19 protein-coding genes and 2 pseudogenes are annotated in these 16,025 nt (G+C 65.3%); 11 read left to right on the top strand and 10 right to left on the bottom strand.

Features of this window, described 5'->3' with window-relative positions:
* Positions 1-219 precede the first annotated feature (219 nt).
* The 3 genes and pseudogenes from ACTWQD_RS15710 to ACTWQD_RS15700 all read left to right on the top strand — a co-directional run.
* A pseudogene (locus tag ACTWQD_RS15710) lies at positions 220-468 on the top strand (ParB/RepB/Spo0J family partition protein); the annotation flags it as partial.
* Complete coding sequence (locus ACTWQD_RS15705; protein ID WP_443197137.1) at positions 467-559, top strand: Lsr2 family DNA-binding protein; 93 nt, start codon at positions 467-469, stop codon at positions 557-559. The pseudogene ACTWQD_RS15710 and the gene ACTWQD_RS15705, both read left to right, overlap by 2 nt.
* Before the next feature lie 240 nt (positions 560-799).
* A complete protein-coding gene (locus ACTWQD_RS15700) occupies positions 800-1,582 on the top strand; it encodes an ANTAR domain-containing protein (protein WP_443197053.1) in 783 nt (260 codons plus the stop codon).
* Between the two features lie 153 nt (positions 1,583-1,735).
* Here ACTWQD_RS15700 and ACTWQD_RS15695 read toward each other — a convergent pair.
* A pseudogene (locus tag ACTWQD_RS15695) lies at positions 1,736-2,315 on the bottom strand (recombinase family protein).
* 320 nt (positions 2,316-2,635) lie between these two features.
* On the opposite strand from ACTWQD_RS15695, the gene ACTWQD_RS15690 reads away from it, so the two are divergent.
* On the top strand, positions 2,636-3,151 hold the full coding sequence (locus ACTWQD_RS15690) for a DinB family protein (protein ID WP_443197052.1): 516 nt from the start codon (positions 2,636-2,638) through the stop codon (positions 3,149-3,151).
* 143 nt (positions 3,152-3,294) lie between these two features.
* Here the strand turns inward: ACTWQD_RS15690 and ACTWQD_RS15685 are convergent, their stop codons facing one another.
* The 4 genes from ACTWQD_RS15685 to ACTWQD_RS15670 form a co-directional block, all read right to left on the bottom strand.
* Positions 3,295-3,984 carry a DsbA family protein gene (locus tag ACTWQD_RS15685; protein ID WP_443197051.1) on the bottom strand — a complete coding sequence of 230 codons (690 nt, stop codon included), beginning with the start codon at positions 3,982-3,984 and terminating at the stop codon, positions 3,295-3,297.
* 150 nt (positions 3,985-4,134) lie between these two features.
* On the bottom strand, positions 4,135-4,641 hold the full coding sequence (lspA, locus tag ACTWQD_RS15680; RefSeq protein WP_443197050.1) for a signal peptidase II: 507 nt from the start codon (positions 4,639-4,641) through the stop codon (positions 4,135-4,137).
* Positions 4,638-6,593: a heavy metal translocating P-type ATPase gene (locus ACTWQD_RS15675; RefSeq protein ID WP_443197049.1), complete on the bottom strand. Its 1,956-nt coding sequence runs from the start codon at positions 6,591-6,593 to the stop codon at positions 4,638-4,640. Before ACTWQD_RS15675 ends, lspA begins: the two co-directional genes overlap by 4 nt.
* Entirely contained in the window at positions 6,590-6,979 is a 390-nt protein-coding gene (locus ACTWQD_RS15670; protein WP_443197048.1) for an ArsR/SmtB family transcription factor, read from the bottom strand. Before ACTWQD_RS15670 ends, ACTWQD_RS15675 begins: the two co-directional genes overlap by 4 nt.
* Before the next feature lie 158 nt (positions 6,980-7,137).
* On the opposite strand from ACTWQD_RS15670, the gene ACTWQD_RS15665 reads away from it, so the two are divergent.
* The 4 genes from ACTWQD_RS15665 to ACTWQD_RS15650 all read left to right on the top strand — a co-directional run bounded on the left by ACTWQD_RS15665 (position 7,138) and on the right by ACTWQD_RS15650 (position 9,713).
* On the top strand, positions 7,138-7,887 hold the full coding sequence (locus ACTWQD_RS15665) for a cytochrome c biogenesis CcdA family protein (protein WP_443197047.1): 750 nt from the start codon (positions 7,138-7,140) through the stop codon (positions 7,885-7,887).
* An 88-nt stretch (positions 7,888-7,975) separates the two neighbouring features.
* Positions 7,976-8,539, top strand: a complete 564-nt coding sequence (locus tag ACTWQD_RS15660; RefSeq protein ID WP_443197136.1) for a TlpA family protein disulfide reductase — start codon at positions 7,976-7,978, stop codon at positions 8,537-8,539.
* Between the two features lie 169 nt (positions 8,540-8,708).
* A complete protein-coding gene (locus ACTWQD_RS15655; protein WP_443197046.1) occupies positions 8,709-9,356 on the top strand; it encodes a cation diffusion facilitator family transporter in 648 nt (215 codons plus the stop codon).
* Positions 9,357-9,410: 54 nt separating this feature from the next.
* Positions 9,411-9,713, top strand: a complete 303-nt coding sequence (locus ACTWQD_RS15650; protein WP_443197045.1) for a hypothetical protein — start codon at positions 9,411-9,413, stop codon at positions 9,711-9,713.
* A gap of 318 nt (positions 9,714-10,031) precedes the next feature.
* Here the strand turns inward: ACTWQD_RS15650 and ACTWQD_RS15645 are convergent, their stop codons facing one another.
* Both ACTWQD_RS15645 and ACTWQD_RS15640 read right to left on the bottom strand, forming a co-directional pair.
* Positions 10,032-10,160, bottom strand: a complete 129-nt coding sequence (locus tag ACTWQD_RS15645; RefSeq protein WP_443197044.1) for a hypothetical protein — start codon at positions 10,158-10,160, stop codon at positions 10,032-10,034.
* 219 nt (positions 10,161-10,379) lie between these two features.
* Positions 10,380-10,730 (bottom strand): DUF3846 domain-containing protein, encoded by a 351-nt coding sequence (locus ACTWQD_RS15640; protein ID WP_443197043.1) that lies wholly within the window; start codon positions 10,728-10,730, stop codon positions 10,380-10,382.
* Between the two features lie 646 nt (positions 10,731-11,376).
* On the opposite strand from ACTWQD_RS15640, the gene ACTWQD_RS15635 reads away from it, so the two are divergent.
* Positions 11,377-12,054, top strand: coding sequence for a DMP19 family protein (locus tag ACTWQD_RS15635; protein ID WP_443197042.1), 678 nt, complete (start codon positions 11,377-11,379; stop codon positions 12,052-12,054).
* Positions 12,055-12,085: 31 nt separating this feature from the next.
* On the opposite strand, the gene ACTWQD_RS15630 is transcribed toward ACTWQD_RS15635, so the two are convergent.
* Positions 12,086-12,619, bottom strand: a complete 534-nt coding sequence (locus tag ACTWQD_RS15630; RefSeq protein ID WP_443197041.1) for a COG4315 family predicted lipoprotein — start codon at positions 12,617-12,619, stop codon at positions 12,086-12,088.
* 215 nt (positions 12,620-12,834) lie between these two features.
* Between ACTWQD_RS15630 and ACTWQD_RS15625 the strand changes: the two genes are divergently transcribed.
* Both ACTWQD_RS15625 and ACTWQD_RS15620 read left to right on the top strand, forming a co-directional pair.
* Positions 12,835-13,335, top strand: a complete 501-nt coding sequence (locus ACTWQD_RS15625; protein ID WP_443197040.1) for a sigma-70 family RNA polymerase sigma factor — start codon at positions 12,835-12,837, stop codon at positions 13,333-13,335.
* Positions 13,332-14,009, top strand: a complete 678-nt coding sequence (locus ACTWQD_RS15620) for an anti-sigma factor family protein (protein ID WP_443197039.1) — start codon at positions 13,332-13,334, stop codon at positions 14,007-14,009. Before ACTWQD_RS15625 ends, ACTWQD_RS15620 begins: the two co-directional genes overlap by 4 nt.
* Positions 14,010-14,054: 45 nt before the next feature.
* On the opposite strand, the gene ACTWQD_RS15615 is transcribed toward ACTWQD_RS15620, so the two are convergent.
* Both ACTWQD_RS15615 and trmB read right to left on the bottom strand, forming a co-directional pair.
* Complete coding sequence (locus ACTWQD_RS15615; protein WP_443197135.1) at positions 14,055-14,861, bottom strand: DUF1206 domain-containing protein; 807 nt, start codon at positions 14,859-14,861, stop codon at positions 14,055-14,057.
* Between the two features lie 172 nt (positions 14,862-15,033).
* On the bottom strand, positions 15,034-15,957 hold the full coding sequence (gene trmB / locus ACTWQD_RS15610) for a tRNA (guanosine(46)-N7)-methyltransferase TrmB (RefSeq protein WP_443197038.1): 924 nt from the start codon (positions 15,955-15,957) through the stop codon (positions 15,034-15,036).
* Positions 15,958-16,025: the final 68 nt, after the last annotated feature.

The following is a 16,025-nucleotide window of genomic DNA, read 5'->3' as shown; positions in this document are numbered from 1 at the left end:
CGCGTTCTGCGCCTGCAGAACCTGCGCGGGAAAGGAACCCCGGTCCTGCCGGCCTCAGCCCTTTAACCGCTGAAAGGGCCTCGCTTCGCTCGCGCTATAGAAGCGCTCTTCGTGTTTTCCAACCGCTAGACAGACATAGAAGCGTCGGGGGAGAGGGGAAGCTGGCCGGTCACCTGAGCCGGCCCACCCACCCAAGCCCTCTGCAAAGGGAGCACCACCATGAAAACCAACACCACCCTCGAAATGCTCGACCCGGCCACCCTGACCGTCGACGTCAATGTCCGCATAGACGCGGCCCTGACCCCTGACTTCATCGCCAGCATCAAAGAACACGGCGTGATGGAGCCGGTGATCGTCCACAGCACGGACGACGGCACCGTGCACGTCCTGATGGGACAGCGCCGCACCCGCGCCGCCGTCGAAGCCGCCCGGCCCCAGATCCCGGTGATGGGAAAAGACGCAGCGGATCCGGGAGTGGGCTGCGGCAAACGGGTACAACCCCAGCGCCCGCGGCCGCATTAGCCAGGACATCATGAAAGCTTACGAAGAGGCCCACTAAAGGCCTGCCTAATTGGGGAACCGGAATAGCCCCAGCAGACACTACTTCATCAGGGTAGCTTCTGATCCTCCTGGTAAGCCGAAAATGATCTGTCTCAATGAGAGGATTGTGGGGTGGGGTTCCCCGCGGCAACCCGATCCTTTTGACACCGTCGATAAGAGGTCAATTCGGACCCCACCACGCTTCCGTTCCATGCCGCACAAAGGATGCTGAGGTACCGGGTAGGGAGAGGGCGGCGACATGGAACAGTACGACAGTGCAGGCGTGGGCGGGTCGGGGAAAACAGTTGATCGGATCAACGAATATGCTCGGGGCATCTTTGAGGCAACGTCGTCGGCGTACTCGCTGATGGATCTCGAGTACGTGATCCTCGCCGTGAATCCCGCGTTCGTCGACCTCGTGGGAATCCCCTCCGTTGATCTTGTTGGGCACCGGGCTTTCGAGGTGTTCGGCGAGAACCCGTTCCAGGCAGAGCAGGAACCGGCCAGGGTGATGCGCGAGTCGCTTGAGCGTGTGAAGAGAACCGGGCAGAGAGACAGCATGTTCCTTCATCGGTTCGACATCCCTGATCCTGGGCGCCCCGGCGCGTTCCTGGAGCGGTACTGGAGCCCGGTCAATAATCCGGTTTTGGATGAGGAGGGTCATGTGGTCGCTTTGCTGCAAGAGGTACGCGACGTGACCGAGCACCGCGAGGATCTCGTCCGCCTCCTGGCTTACCTCAGTGCTGATCCGGATGTGTCTGACGCCGACCGGAAACAGCGCTTCACCGAGTACTCGGCAGCGACCATGGTGACATCGAGCCTTTATCACTCCGCGCGCAAAGAGGTGGAGCAACTGCAGGAAGCCATGAGGTCCCGGGCCGGCATCGAGCAGGCCAAGGGCATTCTCATGGCTCAGCACCGTTGCACCAGCGAAGAGGCCTTTGACCGACTGCAGACGATGTCCAGCAACAGCAACGTCAAGCTGAGGGACGTTGCCGCCGCCGTCGTCTACCAGGCGGCAGCACCGCGCAGAGGCAGATAGCCACCACGCATTTGTCGCGGCGCTGGTCTAGCCGAGTCCTTGCTGAGCAAGAGTGTGAGCGAGTCGGTGACATAACCAGAGCTGCGGCCAACGGGGCTAAGGCCCCAGAATCGCATCGAGTCGCTTGAGGCAATGGAGCGGCAGCTGTGACCTCTAGGGCACGAGGGCTTGGGAGCGTCTATAGAACGTCGCGCGGGACATCCCGAGGTCGCGGGCAACCTGCGCAGCAGGAGCGCCCCCTTCGACCAGGCGCACCGCGCTGCGGACCTGACTGTCCGTGATCCGCCGGGGCCGGCCCCCGAGGTCCAGCCCGGCTTGCCGCCGTTTGCTGATTGAGTCAGTGAGGCGTTCGCGTTTGATCTCGTTTTCCATCTGGGCGAGTGCGGCCATGACGGTAAACAGCATCGACCCCATCGGTGTCGAGGTATCAACGTCGCCCCCGCCCAGGTTCAGGACCCGGAGGCCGGCGCCGCGGGTCCGGAGTGCGTCGGCGAAGGCGAGCATGTTCTGTGTGGATCGTCCTAGCCGGTCCAGGGTGGTGATGACGAGTGTCGCCCACGACCAGCTCGTCCAGTGCCCGGTCGAACTGCGGCCGCGAGGACCGGGCGCCGGATACGCCGTGGTCCATGTAGAGGTCATCCCGCCGGGCGCCGGCAGCCAGAAGGTCTGCCTCCTGCCGGTCAGTGGACTGCTGCCGCGTCGAAACGCGCGCCTAGCCGATCAGTTTCGCCATGCCTGCTCTCAGGGTGTCTCATAACTAACAGCGAATACACCGATTCAACCAGATGGTTTCGAGACGTAGTTATGAGAATCGCGGGCGCCGCGAACTTTCCCGAGAATTAGAGGAATTCTGGCGCCGACATCGCGGCCCCGGCGAGGCCTGGCGAGACGTCTCGTATCCCAAGGGTTGCGAGACGCCCGTACGTTCCAGTTGAGGCGATGCAGGTGGCTGTCGGATGTAGCTGCAGGCTGGCCACGGCGAGTGAGGCGGTAGCCTTCTGAACGAACGCAGCGAGCGAATGTAAACGAGCAAGGTGCGAGGTGAAGGGGAACATGGAACCGACCAAGGAGGACATCTTGGCTGAATACAGCCGAGTACGAGCTGACCTCCGTAAGTGGTTGGCGGGCGCCAGCACCGCCGAGCTTCGCCGCAAGAGCAACGGCACGAAGTGGAGCAATGAGGAGCTGCTCTTTCACATGGTTTTCGGCTACATGGTGGTCCGCGCGCTGCTTCCGTTGGTCCATCTCATCAGCCGGCTCCCCGCACCTGCCGGGAGGGCCTTCGCCGCAATCCTGAACGCGGGCACGCGCCCCTTCGACGTTATTAATTACTGGGGCTCCAAGAGTGCAGCGCTGTACTTCAACGAGCGACGGATGGCCCGGAAACTCGACAAGACCATCAACGCCATTACCCGCAGCCTGAAGCGCGAGAGTCGCGATTCGCTGTCCAGGTCAATGCCGTTCCCGGACCGGTGGGATCCCTTCTTCGCTCCCGCGATGACGCTCCGGGATGTCTACGCGTATCCCACAAAACACTTTGACTTTCATGCAAGGCAACTCAGTCTTTAGGCACTGAGCAGACGCCAGCATCGTTTGTCTCCTTAGTGGATCGGCCGGGTGCAGTGTCTCAGTAATCGATGCCTTGTGAATCGCTGGGTTTCCGGACGCGGATATGGCGCAGAGTCGCTGGCCTAACAGGGTAGGTTATTGCGCTACTTCACGGCGTCGTCGAGTAGCTGCCGGAACTGCTCTTCTGTGTTGAGGGTGAGCTTGTCTCCGTCGAGGAAGAAGGTCGGCGTGCCGGTTACGCCGAGTGCTTTACCGTCAGCGATGTCTCGACGAATCCGTTCCTTGGTTTCTTCCGCGGCCACGGCTGCGTCGTACGTTTCCATGTCCAGGCTGAGTTCTTCAGCATAGGTCCGGAACAGTGGGGCTTGGGAGTCCTGCTTTTCGCCCCATTGTGACTGGGTCTCGAATAGTTTGGCGGCCATTTGCTCGTACTTGCCTTGCTGGGCGGCGGCTTCGACGGCGAGGGCCGCGGTGCCGGAGTTGGCGTGCCCGGGCAGGGGGAAGTAGCGGTGAACAAACGTGATCCTGTCCCCGTACTCCTGCTTCAACTCCTGCACCAAGGGCTCGGCGGCACGGCAAGACTCACATTCGAAGTCCAGAAACTCCACAAGTTGGGCCTTCTCCGTGGCGGGGTTCGTGACGCGGTGGCTGTCCTCCCTGACCAGCTGCGCATCCACGACCGGCTGCAGGGCGGCCGGTTGCGGCTTGGTCGCGGTAAACACCGCGTACCAGACGAGGCCGGCGGCGACGACCGCTCCCAGGATGATCCAGACGACCCTGCGTATTTTCCGTGCGGCGTCAGTGGGGGTGGTGGTTGGCGGAGCTTGTGTCATTAGCGGGATGCTTTCCTGGTCGCGCTGGGCGGGGCTGGTTCTATCTGAAACTTAAATGTCTTAACGCGGACTTTGATTTGTTCTGTTGACGTCGGCGCTGCAGGTCACCAAAACCGTGGCGGCTTGGCCGTTCGTGAAGCACCGGTTGCCTTAGTGGTCGTTGCGCGTGCGCCGGGGGAAGATGGTGCCGAGAACGAGGAGGGCTACTCCGGTGGTGACGAACACATCCGCGAGGTTGAAGGTGGGGAACCATCCGCTATGCAGGTAGTCCACGACCCCCTGACCGTCGAGCCTGTCGATGAAGTTCCCGACCGCTCCGCCCAGCAGCATGGCCGCCCCTGCCCTGGAGAGGCCGGTCATGGATGGGGCGGAGGAGACGGTGTACCAGGTCAGGGCCGCGATAATCAGGCCGGTGGCGGTGATGACGATCCACGGGGAAAGATCCGCGCCGAGGCTGAAGGCGACGCCGCGGTTATAGAGCAGCCGGATATTGATCGGGCCCAGATCGGTCGTCGCTCCGGTGGAGAGCAGCGCTTCGGCGACGGCTTTGAGGATCAGGTCGGCCGCGGCCAGGACTGCTGCCACCAGAAGCAGCACGGCCCTGGACCGTCTGGCCTGCCGGGTGGGCGAGTCCAACTCCGTGGTTTCGGCGCTCACGCTGCCGGTTCCAGCGCCGGGGCCGGTGTGCTGGCGGTGGACATGGTCTTGCGGCTGATCCGGCCTGCCCTGACGCCGTTGGCGATAACCACGATTTCGGCGAGTTCGTGAATGAGGACGACAGCGGCCAGGCCCAGTGCACCGAACAGTGCCAGCGGGATCAGCACCGCGATCAGCAGCAGGGACAATCCCACGTTCTGGAGCATGATGGACCGGGTCCTGCGGGCGTGATCGAGGACCTGGGGAAGGTGGTTCAGGTCCTCGCCCATCAGGGCGATGTCGGCGGTTTCGATTGCGACGTCGGTGCCCATCGCGCCCATGGCGATACCGCTGTCGGCGGTCGCAAGGGCCGGGGCGTCATTGACTCCGTCCCCGACCATGGCGGTGGGCTGCCGGGTTTGGAGGGTGCGGATGATGTCGGCCTTGTCCTCGGGCCGGAGGTCAGCGTGGACTTCGGTGATCCCGGCATCCTTGCCCAGTGCGGTGGCGGTGATGAGGTTGTCACCGGTGAGCATGGCTGTGGTGTAGCCGGAGGCGGTGAGCCGGGCGATGACTTCCCGGGCTTCGGGGCGCAGCTCGTCGCGGACCGCGACCGCACCGATGACTTGGCCGTCTTCTTCGATTAGGACTGCGGTCGCGCCGGCGTGCTGCATCCGTTCGACCTCGGCGGTAAGGGGCCCGGCGTTGATCCAGCCCGGCCGGCCAAGACGGACGGTCCTGCCTTCGAACCGTCCTTCCAGCCCTGCTCCGGGAACGGTGTCGACATCGGTGACAGCTGCCCGCTCGTCGGCAGCGGCCAGGATGGCACGGGCCAGCGGGTGTTCGCTGCGGGCCTCCAGGCCGGCCGCGAGGGCCAGGACGTGTTCCTTGGTGGCGGTCCCGGCCGCGGCGACATCGATCACGGCGGGCTTGTTCCGGGTCAGGGTGCCGGTTTTGTCCAGGGCGATGGTGCGGATCTTGCCGAGGGTCTCCAGGGCGCCGCCGCCCTTGATGAGCACGCCGATGCGGCTGGCGGCACCGACGGAGGCGACGACCGTGACGGGAACGGAGATGGCAAGGGCGCAGGGTGAGGCCGCGACCAGGACGACGAGGGCGCGTTCGAACCACAGCAGGGGTTCGCCGACGATGAAGCCGAAGCCGATGATCAGGGCCGCGGCGATCAGGATGCCCGGGACGAGCTTCTTGGCGATGGAGTCAGCCAGTCGCTGGCCGGGGCCCTTGCGGGACTGCTCGGCCTCCACAATATGCACGATTCTGGCCAGTGAGTTGTTTTCCGCGGTACTGGTTACTTCGACTTCAAGCGGGCCGGTGCCGTTGATCGACCCGGCGTAAACCTCGCTGCCCGGCCCAACCTCGACCGGGACGGACTCACCGGTCAGCGCCGAGGTGTCCAGGGACGTGCGGCCTGTGACGATCCTGCCGTCGGTAGCCAGACGTTCCCCGGGCCGGACAACCATGCGGTCCCCGAGGACGAGTTCTGCCGGGTCCACAGTGACCTCGGTTCCGCCGCGCAGGACTGTGGCCTCGGCCGGGACAAGGTCCAGCAGGGCGCGCAGGCCCCGGCGGGTTTTCGCCAGGGAGTACTCCTCCAGTCCTTCCGAGATCGCGTAGAGGAAGGCCAGCATGGCCGCTTCCTCGAATTCCACCAGGGCGACGGCACCGACGGCGGCGATCGTCATCAGGGTCCCGACCCCGATCTTGCCCTTGAACAGGCGGCGGAGCGTGGAAGGAACGAACGTCCAGGCCGCTACCAGCAGCGCGACGATCTCCAGGGGAAGCGTCAACCACTGGGGGCCGCCGGCCAGCGACGCGATCCACGCCGCGAGGAGCAGGACACCGGACACCGCTGCCGCCCGGACCTCAGTGACCTGCCAGAAGCCGACGGCTTCCTCGGCCTCTTCGACCGCTTCGGTCCCGGTCTTTTCGTCGCTGCAGCCGCAGGCGTCACTCATCGTTCGTTCTCCTTGGTCAGGGCGGCGGCCCCGGTGCTGCCGGTGCCGTAGTTCGGACAGAGGCTCACTGCGTTGCCCGTAGCGGCAAGCAGGATCTCGGCCTGTGCGAGCATGTCCATCAGTTCCGGGCGGGACAGCGAGTAATAGACGCTGCGGCCCTGCACCCGGCCTTCAACCAGGCCGCAATCACGCAGGCACGCCACGTGCGCAGATACCGTGGACTGGGCCAGGCCCAACTCCCCGGTCAGGTCACCGACCCGGACCTCACCGCCGGCCATGCGCTGCACGATGCTCAAGCGCGTCGGGTCACTGAGGGAATGGAACAGCGCCGCCGCTGGGCTAAGTTGCCCGCACGGATCCGCGGAAGCCACAGATTCAATCGTCATGAGACGATGATAGCGCAGTTTTAGGATGTCATCGTCGAGATACTGTAACGTCGAAACGGACGATACGGCCCCTGTACCTCAGCCGTGAGCGAGCTGACGGGGCTGATCGGATTGCTGCCGGAGCGGCGAAGCTATACATACTGACCGGAGAAAAACTGATGAGCATTGGCGGATTTTTCGCCGAAATGGTGCAGTCCGGGGCGCTGCTGGTGGCGATGCCACTGGCCATGACCGCCGGGACTGTGTCGTTTATCTCCCCGTGCATCCTTCCGCTGGTGCCGGGATACTTGGGCTACGTCTCCGGGCTTACCGACCCGTCACAGCCGGATAACCGGCGTCGGGTCCTAACCGGTGTCGGTCTTTTCATTCTGGGCTTTGCCGCCGTGTTCACGCTGTACGGGGCCGCTTTTGGTGTCATCGGCGGCTGGCTGGTGCAGTGGCAGGACACCCTCATCCGCGCCCTGGGCGTGTTCGTGGTCCTGATGGGCATGGTCCTGGCCGGGAGTTTCTCCTTCCTCCAAACCACCCGGAAACTGTCTTTCCGGCCCAGGACCGGCGTCGCCGGGGCACCGCTGCTGGGTATCGTCTTCGGCCTCGGATGGACCCCATGCATGGGGCCGACGCTCAGCGCCGTCCTCGCCCTGAGCACCACCACCGGGGATCCCTGGCGAGGGGCGCTGCTGGGATTCGTCTACTGCCTAGGGCTGGGAATCCCCTTTGTTCTGGTCGCGCTGGGCCTGAACTGGGTCACCAGAAGCCTGGGCTTCATCCGCCGGCACATCCGCACGTTCAACATCATCGGCGGCTCGCTGCTCATCCTCGTCGGAATCCTGATGCTCTCCGGGGTCTGGATGCTCTGGATCTACCAGCTGCAAAACCTCGCCGGGACCATCACCACCCCCGTATGAAACGAAAGGACCGCACCCCGTGAACGTCCCCTCAAACCCATCATCAGCCGTCGAATCAAAGCCCGGCCGTCGCAGCCTCCTGCTCGGCATGGCATCAGGGGCCTTGCTTCTGGCCGGCTGCGCCGCCCCCGCTGACTCCCTCGCGGCCCAGGCGCGGGCCGGGGACAACAAAAACTACATCGCCGGCGACGGGTCAGTCTCCGAGTTCGCTCCCGAAGACAGGAGCGCTCCCGTGGAGCTGGAAGGCCCGCTTTACGACGGAACGATCGTCAACGCCAAAGACTGGCGCGGATCGGTGGCGGTCCTGAACGTCTGGTACGCCGCTTGCGCCCCCTGCCGGACGGAAGCCCCAGATCTGGAGGCCCTTAATCAGGAGTTCAAAGCTGACGGCGTGCTGTTCTACGGCATCAACCTGCGCGACACCGCAGCCACGGCCGCCGCCTTTGAACGAACCTTCGGCACAACGTATCCCAGCTTCGATGACGCCGACGGCAGCATCCTCCTTGCCCTGGCCGACTACGTCCCGCCACGGGCGGTACCCACCACCCTCGTGCTGGACAAACAGGGCAGGGTCAGCGCCCGCGTGCTCGGCCTCGCCGAAAAGGGCACGCTTAAAGCCCTCATCACCACCGCACTGAAGGAAACCTTCTAAGAGGCCTACGCCTATCAATCGTCTTTAAGCGATATTATCGGTTTGATGCGACCTTCGCGGTGGGACAGCTGTAGCGGCCTCACTCTGAGGCAGCAAAGAGGACCGACCCAAAGCGCATCCGGACCGGTAACCCTTTTCGATTCTGCAAGCACGAAACAGGGAGCGAACAATGGAAACCGCCGGCACACTCACTCCGGAACAAACCGAACAGCTCACCCGCAAAGGCCTTCGCCTGGCCCAGTTCACCGTCGGTTATAACGTCATAGAGGGCGCCATCGCAGTGACCGCAGGCCTCATCGCCGGACTGGTCTCCGTGGTCGGGTTCGGCATCGACTCCGGCATCGAATCAATCGCAGCCGTCCTCGTGGGAATCCGGCTCGCGGCCCGGCTCCGGCACGGTCACGCCGATGAACGAAAAGAACGGATCGCGCTCAAGCTGGTTGCCGTCACCTTCTTCATCCTCGCCGCCTACGTCACCTACGAAGGCACCATGAGTCTGATCGAGGGCGAAGCTCCCGAAAGCTCCCCGGTGAGCATTGCCATTCTCGTGCTTTCGATTATCGTGATGCCCTTCCTCGCGGCCATGAAAAAACGCGTCGGAAACCAACTGCAGGACAACCTGATCCTGGCCGACGCAGCAGAAACCAAAATATGCGTCCTGCTCAGCATCTCCACGCTCCTCGGTGTCGGCCTTTACGAGCTCACCGGCGCCGCCTGGTTGGACCCCGTCGCCGGCTTCATCATCGCCGCCTTCGCCATCTGGGAAGGCAAAGAAGCCTGGGAAGGTGAACTCGTAGAAGACGAGGATGAGGACTGACCGCCACTGACGGGAGGAGTGCAAAGCTCTCTCGGCTGAAATACTGGAGAGACTATGGACTACGAACTGCGGATCATTGCCGGCTGCCCAAACAGTGCTCCGGCTCTGGATCTGTTCCGTCAGGCATTGGCAGCCGAAAACGCCGCTGGAGACGTGCGTGTGGTGCAGCTGGACACTGAGGAACAAGCCACAGCACTGCACTTCCACGGCTCGCCGTCCTTCATTGCAGACGGCCTGGACCTGTTCCCATCACCAGCATCGCCGGCCCTGACATGCAGGGTCTACAAAAGCCCTGCCGGGTTGGCGGGGCTGCCCTCACTAGCGGATCTTTTGACCGCGCTGCGCTCTAGGTCCTAAATCGTTAGGGCTTTCTCCCAGCCGAAGGACACGAAGAAATGCCGTGGCAGGAAAGCAGGATCGCGGCATGAAGCTACTACCGATTGAAGCCGCTCGTGTCCGGTCTGCGGAGTCTGCTTCCTATTCCGGCCTGTGTCTCGAAACCTCCGCGCCTCGAAACCCTAGGGTTTCAAGACGCCCGGAGGGTAGCGGTTAAGGCATCCTCATCGGGCATTCCATCGTGCGGGATAAACGCTCCTTTGGAGGCTTGCAGCGGAGCCGAAGGAGGAACCGGGCCTCGCTGCGCTTTCGACGACTGGTTTAAGGGAAACCCGGCGATCAGGCGATGCCTACGAACAGGGCCTCCGTCCCGACCGGGTGGAGTGATGTTCGCTCCTTGGCCCCGCCGGGGCCGGGACCTTCAACCCGGGGATCCTGTCCCACCAGCCCGTCCATCGATTCGCGCATGCGGTCGGCATGGCCGACGGTGCCGGGTGCCGTTGGTGAGGCGCGAGGGTGGTGGGTTGCCTGGCGGTCGTCACGGCTCCGCTCCGGCGCTAAGCCGCAGCCCAGCCGGTGCTATCGAGGATCAGGCCTGCCGCTTCCGTTGGTTGGTCCCAGTACGGGAAGTGACCGCAGCTTTCGAACCAGCGGAGTGTTGCATCCGGGAACAGCTCCGTGGCCTGGTCAGGCGGCCAGTGCTGTGTTGAAGAGGCGCTCGGCCAGCCGCAGCAGGGGTGCCGGTATGTCCGTGTCGCCGCCATCGTGCGCGTTGCCGAGGAACACCACCGTCCCGCTGACGGTCTCCTCAAGCGGGACCCCTGCTTCGCGGATCAGCACCTCGGCCCGCGCGTTCGGGGGCAGGGGAATGAAGTCCGCCTCGTCGTTCAGGAAGGCGTGCCAACCCGGGCCGGTGATGGCCCCGACGCTTCCCTCCACCAGGGTCTGCCGTGCGGCCAGGGAGGTGTCGATTTCCTCCACCCGAATGGGGTGGTTAAGGCGGGGCGGAATAATCAGTGCATTACGTGTCTGGCGCATGACTGGGTCTTTCTGTGTCCAAACAACCAGCAATTTCTGCAGGCTGAGAAACGGGCCGGACAGGAATCACCCGGCATCCGGGCAGGGAGTTCTGTGGCGGCTTGCGGCGTTCGCCGGCGCGCATTCCGCCATTTAGCGGAAATCTACTCGGAAGCCTGAATGGCCCGGGTGTCCAAGCGGCGGTGCGTCCGGCGGCGGGTCACCCTGCTGTCGGGTGGCGCGGGCGGCCGGCCGCGGCTAGGAGTAACACGTCCGGCCGCCCGCGGATCTTTCCCGACAGGGGCTAGGCGTCACCGCTGGTTTTTGCGCGGCTTGACGAACAGAATGTCGCTGGATTCGCTTTTTGCCTTTTTGTCGGCTCTTTTTTCAAGAATCGACTTTCCCGTTTTCTTGGCATTGATATTTCGGGGAGACTTTCCGGACAATGGAATCACGCCTTTCTAAACGCTATCTACCCATCACCATACTCACTTATATTTTTAAAGCCAGTCCATGGATTTTATTGCCGGTCTCGTGGGCCGGGCAGGGGCCGCGGGACACCCAAACTTCGCCGGACGTTCAGCTCGGGCTCAGCCGCACCCTGCGCGGTGCAACGTACGTTGAAAGGGTTCGGAGCGGCACCCGCCTTCTGCAGTGAGGATCTTCCATGAGCAACGGTCTTTCCACGAGCCTTCCCGCCAACGACTACGCGGCGGTCCTGCCGCGGGAGTGCATTAACGGCAGCGACGCCGACGTCGTGGACGCGAACGTGGATGTGGTCAACACGATGTACGCGGAACTGCTGGATGTAGGGGAGATCGCCCCGAACGCACTGCGCAGCTATTACGTCGATTTTTACCTGACGCAGGCACTGGGCGGCGGGTTCGCCCAGTACGTGTTCAGCGCGCCCGAGCGCGAGGAGATCGACGCGTACGTCCGGGCCGGGCTGGAAGGTATGGGCGCCGCCGCGCACCTGGATCTCTTCAACCGCTCCGCGGCGGCCTTCGACTCGCTCTCCGAGGAAGAGGCGGACGCGTACCTTGACGGGGACGCGGAGCTGGACGGCGCCCCCAATGACGGCGGTGCCGGCAGCACCGCCGCGGACGCCGTCCGGCTCCTGGACGAGCTCGACGGCGAGTTCGAGGCCCTGCTGGGGACCGAAGACATCGTCGCGCTCAACGCCGCCTGGCTCCGGAGCCAGGGCGACCTCCTCGTCCTGGACGAGGAGGAACTGGACCGCCACATCGCCGAGCGCGTGGCCCGGATCCCCAACCTGGCCGAACGCCAGGCCGAGGCCGACAAGGAGATTCTGGCGGCCGTCGAATTGGAGGACGAGGCCGACTGAGCCGGGGGCCCGGCGTCGCCGGTGTCCTCTGCTAGCCGGCGGCGGTGATCATCTCGCCGGACGGTGCCACGAGATACCAGACGCCGCCGACGCCCTGGCCCGTGATGTCCCCGGCCGCGAGGTCCTTGGCGTAGTAGTACACCGGCATGCCGTTGATGGTCAGCTGTTGCTTGCCGTCGGGGGTGGCGATGGTGCCCACGGTGCCGGTGACGCCGTCGACCGTTGGGGTGTCAGCTGCGGCGAGGACCGGTGGCCAGGCGTCGAGGCAGCCGCCGGTGCAGGCGCTGGTCCCGGAATCCTTGACGTCCTTCGTGTAGTAGTAGACGCTCATGCCCTTGCCGTCCACCACGATCTGGCCGGCGGAGGAATCGGCGACCTTGACGTCGGCGGTAGCCGCTGCCGGAGCCGACGTCGAAGCCGCGGCCGACGTCGGCGGGGAAGCCGCTGCGCTGGTTGGCGCCGCCGCCGTGGTCGGGGAAGTGGTGGTTCCGCCCGTGCCGGCACAGCCGGAGAGTAGGGCGGCGAGGGCCACAGCGGACAGGCCGACGCGGAGGTGCTTTTTCATCTGCTGCTCCTTGACTCGGATCCTTGCGCGAACCGGCCAATCGGCTCCGGCCGGCGCTAACCGTTACGACGCCTCCGGGGCCAGAATGGTTCACAGCAGGCCCGGGACGCGCCCCGGCGCCGGCCCTGGTGAACTGTTCCGGTGATTTGCACGTCGTAGGGGCAGAAACGCCGGCGCCGAAGGGCGCGGAAACCGCAGGGCCAGGGAGGACGGCAATGCCGTTGGACGAAGACGTGGTGGCCGCGATGTACCGCGACCACGGGGCAGCGCTCAGGCGCTTCGTCCTGAGCGCCTGCCGGGATCCGCAACTGGCGGAGGACATTGTGCAGGAGACAGTGCTGAAGGTCTGGCAGCAGGCGCCGCACATCACCGGAAGCCTGCGGAGCTACCTGTTCCGGACCGCACGCAACATCATGATCGACAACTACCGCAAGGCCCAGCGCCGGCCCCAGGAAACAACGGACCGGGAACTGGCCGATCCGGCCGGCGGTGCGGAACGCGTGGACGAACTCCTCAACCGCGTCCTGATGGAAGAAGCGCTGCTGCGGCTCAGCGCCGAGCACCGGGATGTCCTGGTGGCGCTCCACTACCGCCGCTACACCGTGCAGGAGGCATCGGTCAGCTTGAACATCCCGAACGGAACAGTGAAGTCCCGGGCGTTCTACGCCGTAAGGGCCCTGCGGACCATCCTCGACGAGATGGGGGTGCAGCGGTGAGCGCCGCCGACCCGCACCAGCTCCTCGGCGCCTACCTGCTGGGCGGTCTGGAACCGGCCGAGGCCGCCGCCTTTGAGGATCACCTGGGCCGTTGCGCGGACTGCCGGAAGGAACTGGACGAGCTTGCCAGCCTGCCGGCGCTGCTGGACGCGCTCCCGGTGCCCGACGCCGTCGCCCTCGGCATGGCGGCCGGGCGGGAACCGGCGGCGTCGGTTCCCGCGCCGGCTGCCGTGCCGCGGCGGCTGCTCGATGAGCTGTCCGCGCGGCGAAGGAGCATCCGGCTCCGGTGGACCGCAGCGCTGGCCGCGGCAGCCGCTGCGTGCCTGGTCCTGGGGTTCCTGGCCGCGCCGCTGGCCAACCAGCCGCCCAAACCGGATGCCAGCTACTCCGTCCAGGCCGGCAACGGGCTGCAGTTCACAGTAGGCATGGTGAAGAAGACCTGGGGCACCGAGCTCGCCGTCGACGGGCGGAGCCTCCCGGCGGACGGCACCCTCTCCCTCTGGGTGAAGGACAGCGGCGGCGGCGAGGAGCGCGCCTGCGCGTGGACGGCCACCCCCAGCGGCAGGGTCCGGATCACCGGGGCCACGCCCGTGCAGCTCACCAACATCGCCAGCATCGAGATGCGGGACGGGCAGCAGCAGGCCGTGGCCGTCATCACAGTCCCCCGCGGCTGACGGCGGGGAACGGCTGACGGCGCGGGCGCGCCTGATGTGCGGACTCTACATTTTGGCGAGTTTCGCCCGCACCATCATGAAAATGCCGTAGCAGATCAGGCCGATGCCGACGGCGGCCAGCATGTAGACGCCGAAAGGCTGGTCGCGCAGGGCCTTCAGGCCGCCGTCGATCCCCGTCGATTCCTCGGGGTTCGCCTTGACGGTGGCTATGATGACCAGCAACCCCACCAGCAGCAGGGCAACGCCCTTGGCCGCGTAGCCGACCACGCCCAGAACCGTCACCGCCGTCCGCGCCCTGGGCGAAGCCGGGAGGCGAAGGTATTTGGCGAACGACTGGCGGAAGCCCCGGATGGCATACACGACCCCGGTGATCGCGATGGCCGCGCCGACGGCAATCAGGAGGGCTACGCCACCGGGGGTTTTCATCATCGACGCCGTGAGGTTGCTCGTGGCGCTGCCCTGATCCGAGCCGGCGCCGCTGGCGAAACTGAACAAGGTGATGGCGAGCCCGGCATAGACGACGGCCTGGAGTGCTGCCTTGAGCTTCTTGCCCAGCTTCTTTTTGGTCGGCAGGTGCTCGAAATCGAAAATGGCATCGCTGGTCTGCCAGATGGCGAGGGCCACGCACGCCGCGAACGAGGTCCACAGCAGCAGCGGACCGGCTGGCTGGCTGGCGAGCTGCTCCACCGCCCCGCTGAAGTCGGCCTTCCCTTCCCCGCCCATGGCGAGCCGGATGGCGACGACGCCGATGAGGAGGTGCAGGATGCCGCTCACGGCGAAACCGGCGCGGGCCACGATCTCCAGGGTGCGGGAGTTGGTGATGTTTTCCGCGGCGTCCGTGGCGGATCTCAGTTCTTCTTTGATGGCGGATTCCTCAGCTGGTTCGGTGGTTCGCCCGGGCTTCCGTTCCGCCCGGTTGGTGCATCTTCGGTAATCGTGCCACGCGGAGCCGTGCGGGAACAGTACCCGCGGCACCGGACCCGGAAAGGCGGCCGGACAGGGGCCCGACGGAGCCGGGACCGGGCTACCGGCGGCGGTAGGCCAGGTCGAAGATGAGCCGTCCCGCCTCGTGCGCTTTACCCTCGAAACTCGTCAGGATCCGGCCGTCGAACCGCGGGGCCCAGCCCCCGGTCTGGTCGATGCCCTCATTCGGGCCGGTATGTTCCGTGCTCACCGGCGCGCGGCCCTCCTTGACCGGGGCGCCGCCCACCAGGGATTCGACGCCGGATTCCCACACCTGGGTGAGGGGGCTGTCGGGGCCGCTGCGCTCGCCGTCGTGCAGGTTCTCGAAGTCGGGGGACCCGGCCAGGACCTCCCGGACGTGGACGGCGTAGTTGGACCAGTCCGTGGCGATGCGCCAGATGCCGCCCGGCTTCAGGGCCCGTGACGCCAGGTCGGCGAACGCCGGCTGGATGAGGCGGCGCTTGTGGTGCCGCGACTTGTGCCAGGGGTCGGGAAAGAAGACCCAGAGCTCCGTTACGGAACCGGCCGGCAGCATGGTGGCTAGCACCTCGGGGGCATTCGCCTCCACCACCCGGACGTTGCTCAGGCCGCGGCTGTTGATCTTGATCAGGGTGTTGGCCAGGCCCGGGGTGTAGACCTCCACGGCGAGGAAGTCCGTGTCCGGGTTCTCCTCGGCGGCGTGGCAGACTGCGTCGCCGAGACCGGAACCGATTTCCACGATCAGGGGCGCCTTGCGGCCGAACTCGGCTTCGGCGTCGAAGACGTAGTCCGGGTGCACGGACGTGTTGGCGACGTGCCGGGGGACCTCGACAGCCCAGCGGTCGGAGTGCTCCTCCCACGCAGCCTGCCGGCGGCCCTGCAGGCGGGTGCCGCGGCGGACAAAGCTGACCGGGCGGCCGCCGTAGGTGCCGAAGGAGGCCTGGCTGCCGGGGGTCACCGGGCGCGGCGGCTGTGGCGTTTCGGGGGATTCTGGGGTTTCGCTCATCCTTTCCAGAATAGTGGAGTTCCGCCGTCCGGCCGGGCGGGACCAAGGCGCCGGTCCGGCAGCCGTTC

It is taken from the genome of Pseudarthrobacter sp. 1C304, assembly GCF_052245515.1.
In the GTDB taxonomy this organism is placed as follows: domain Bacteria; phylum Actinomycetota; class Actinomycetes; order Actinomycetales; family Micrococcaceae; genus Arthrobacter.
This window is presented reverse-complemented; position numbering and strand designations above follow the sequence as displayed.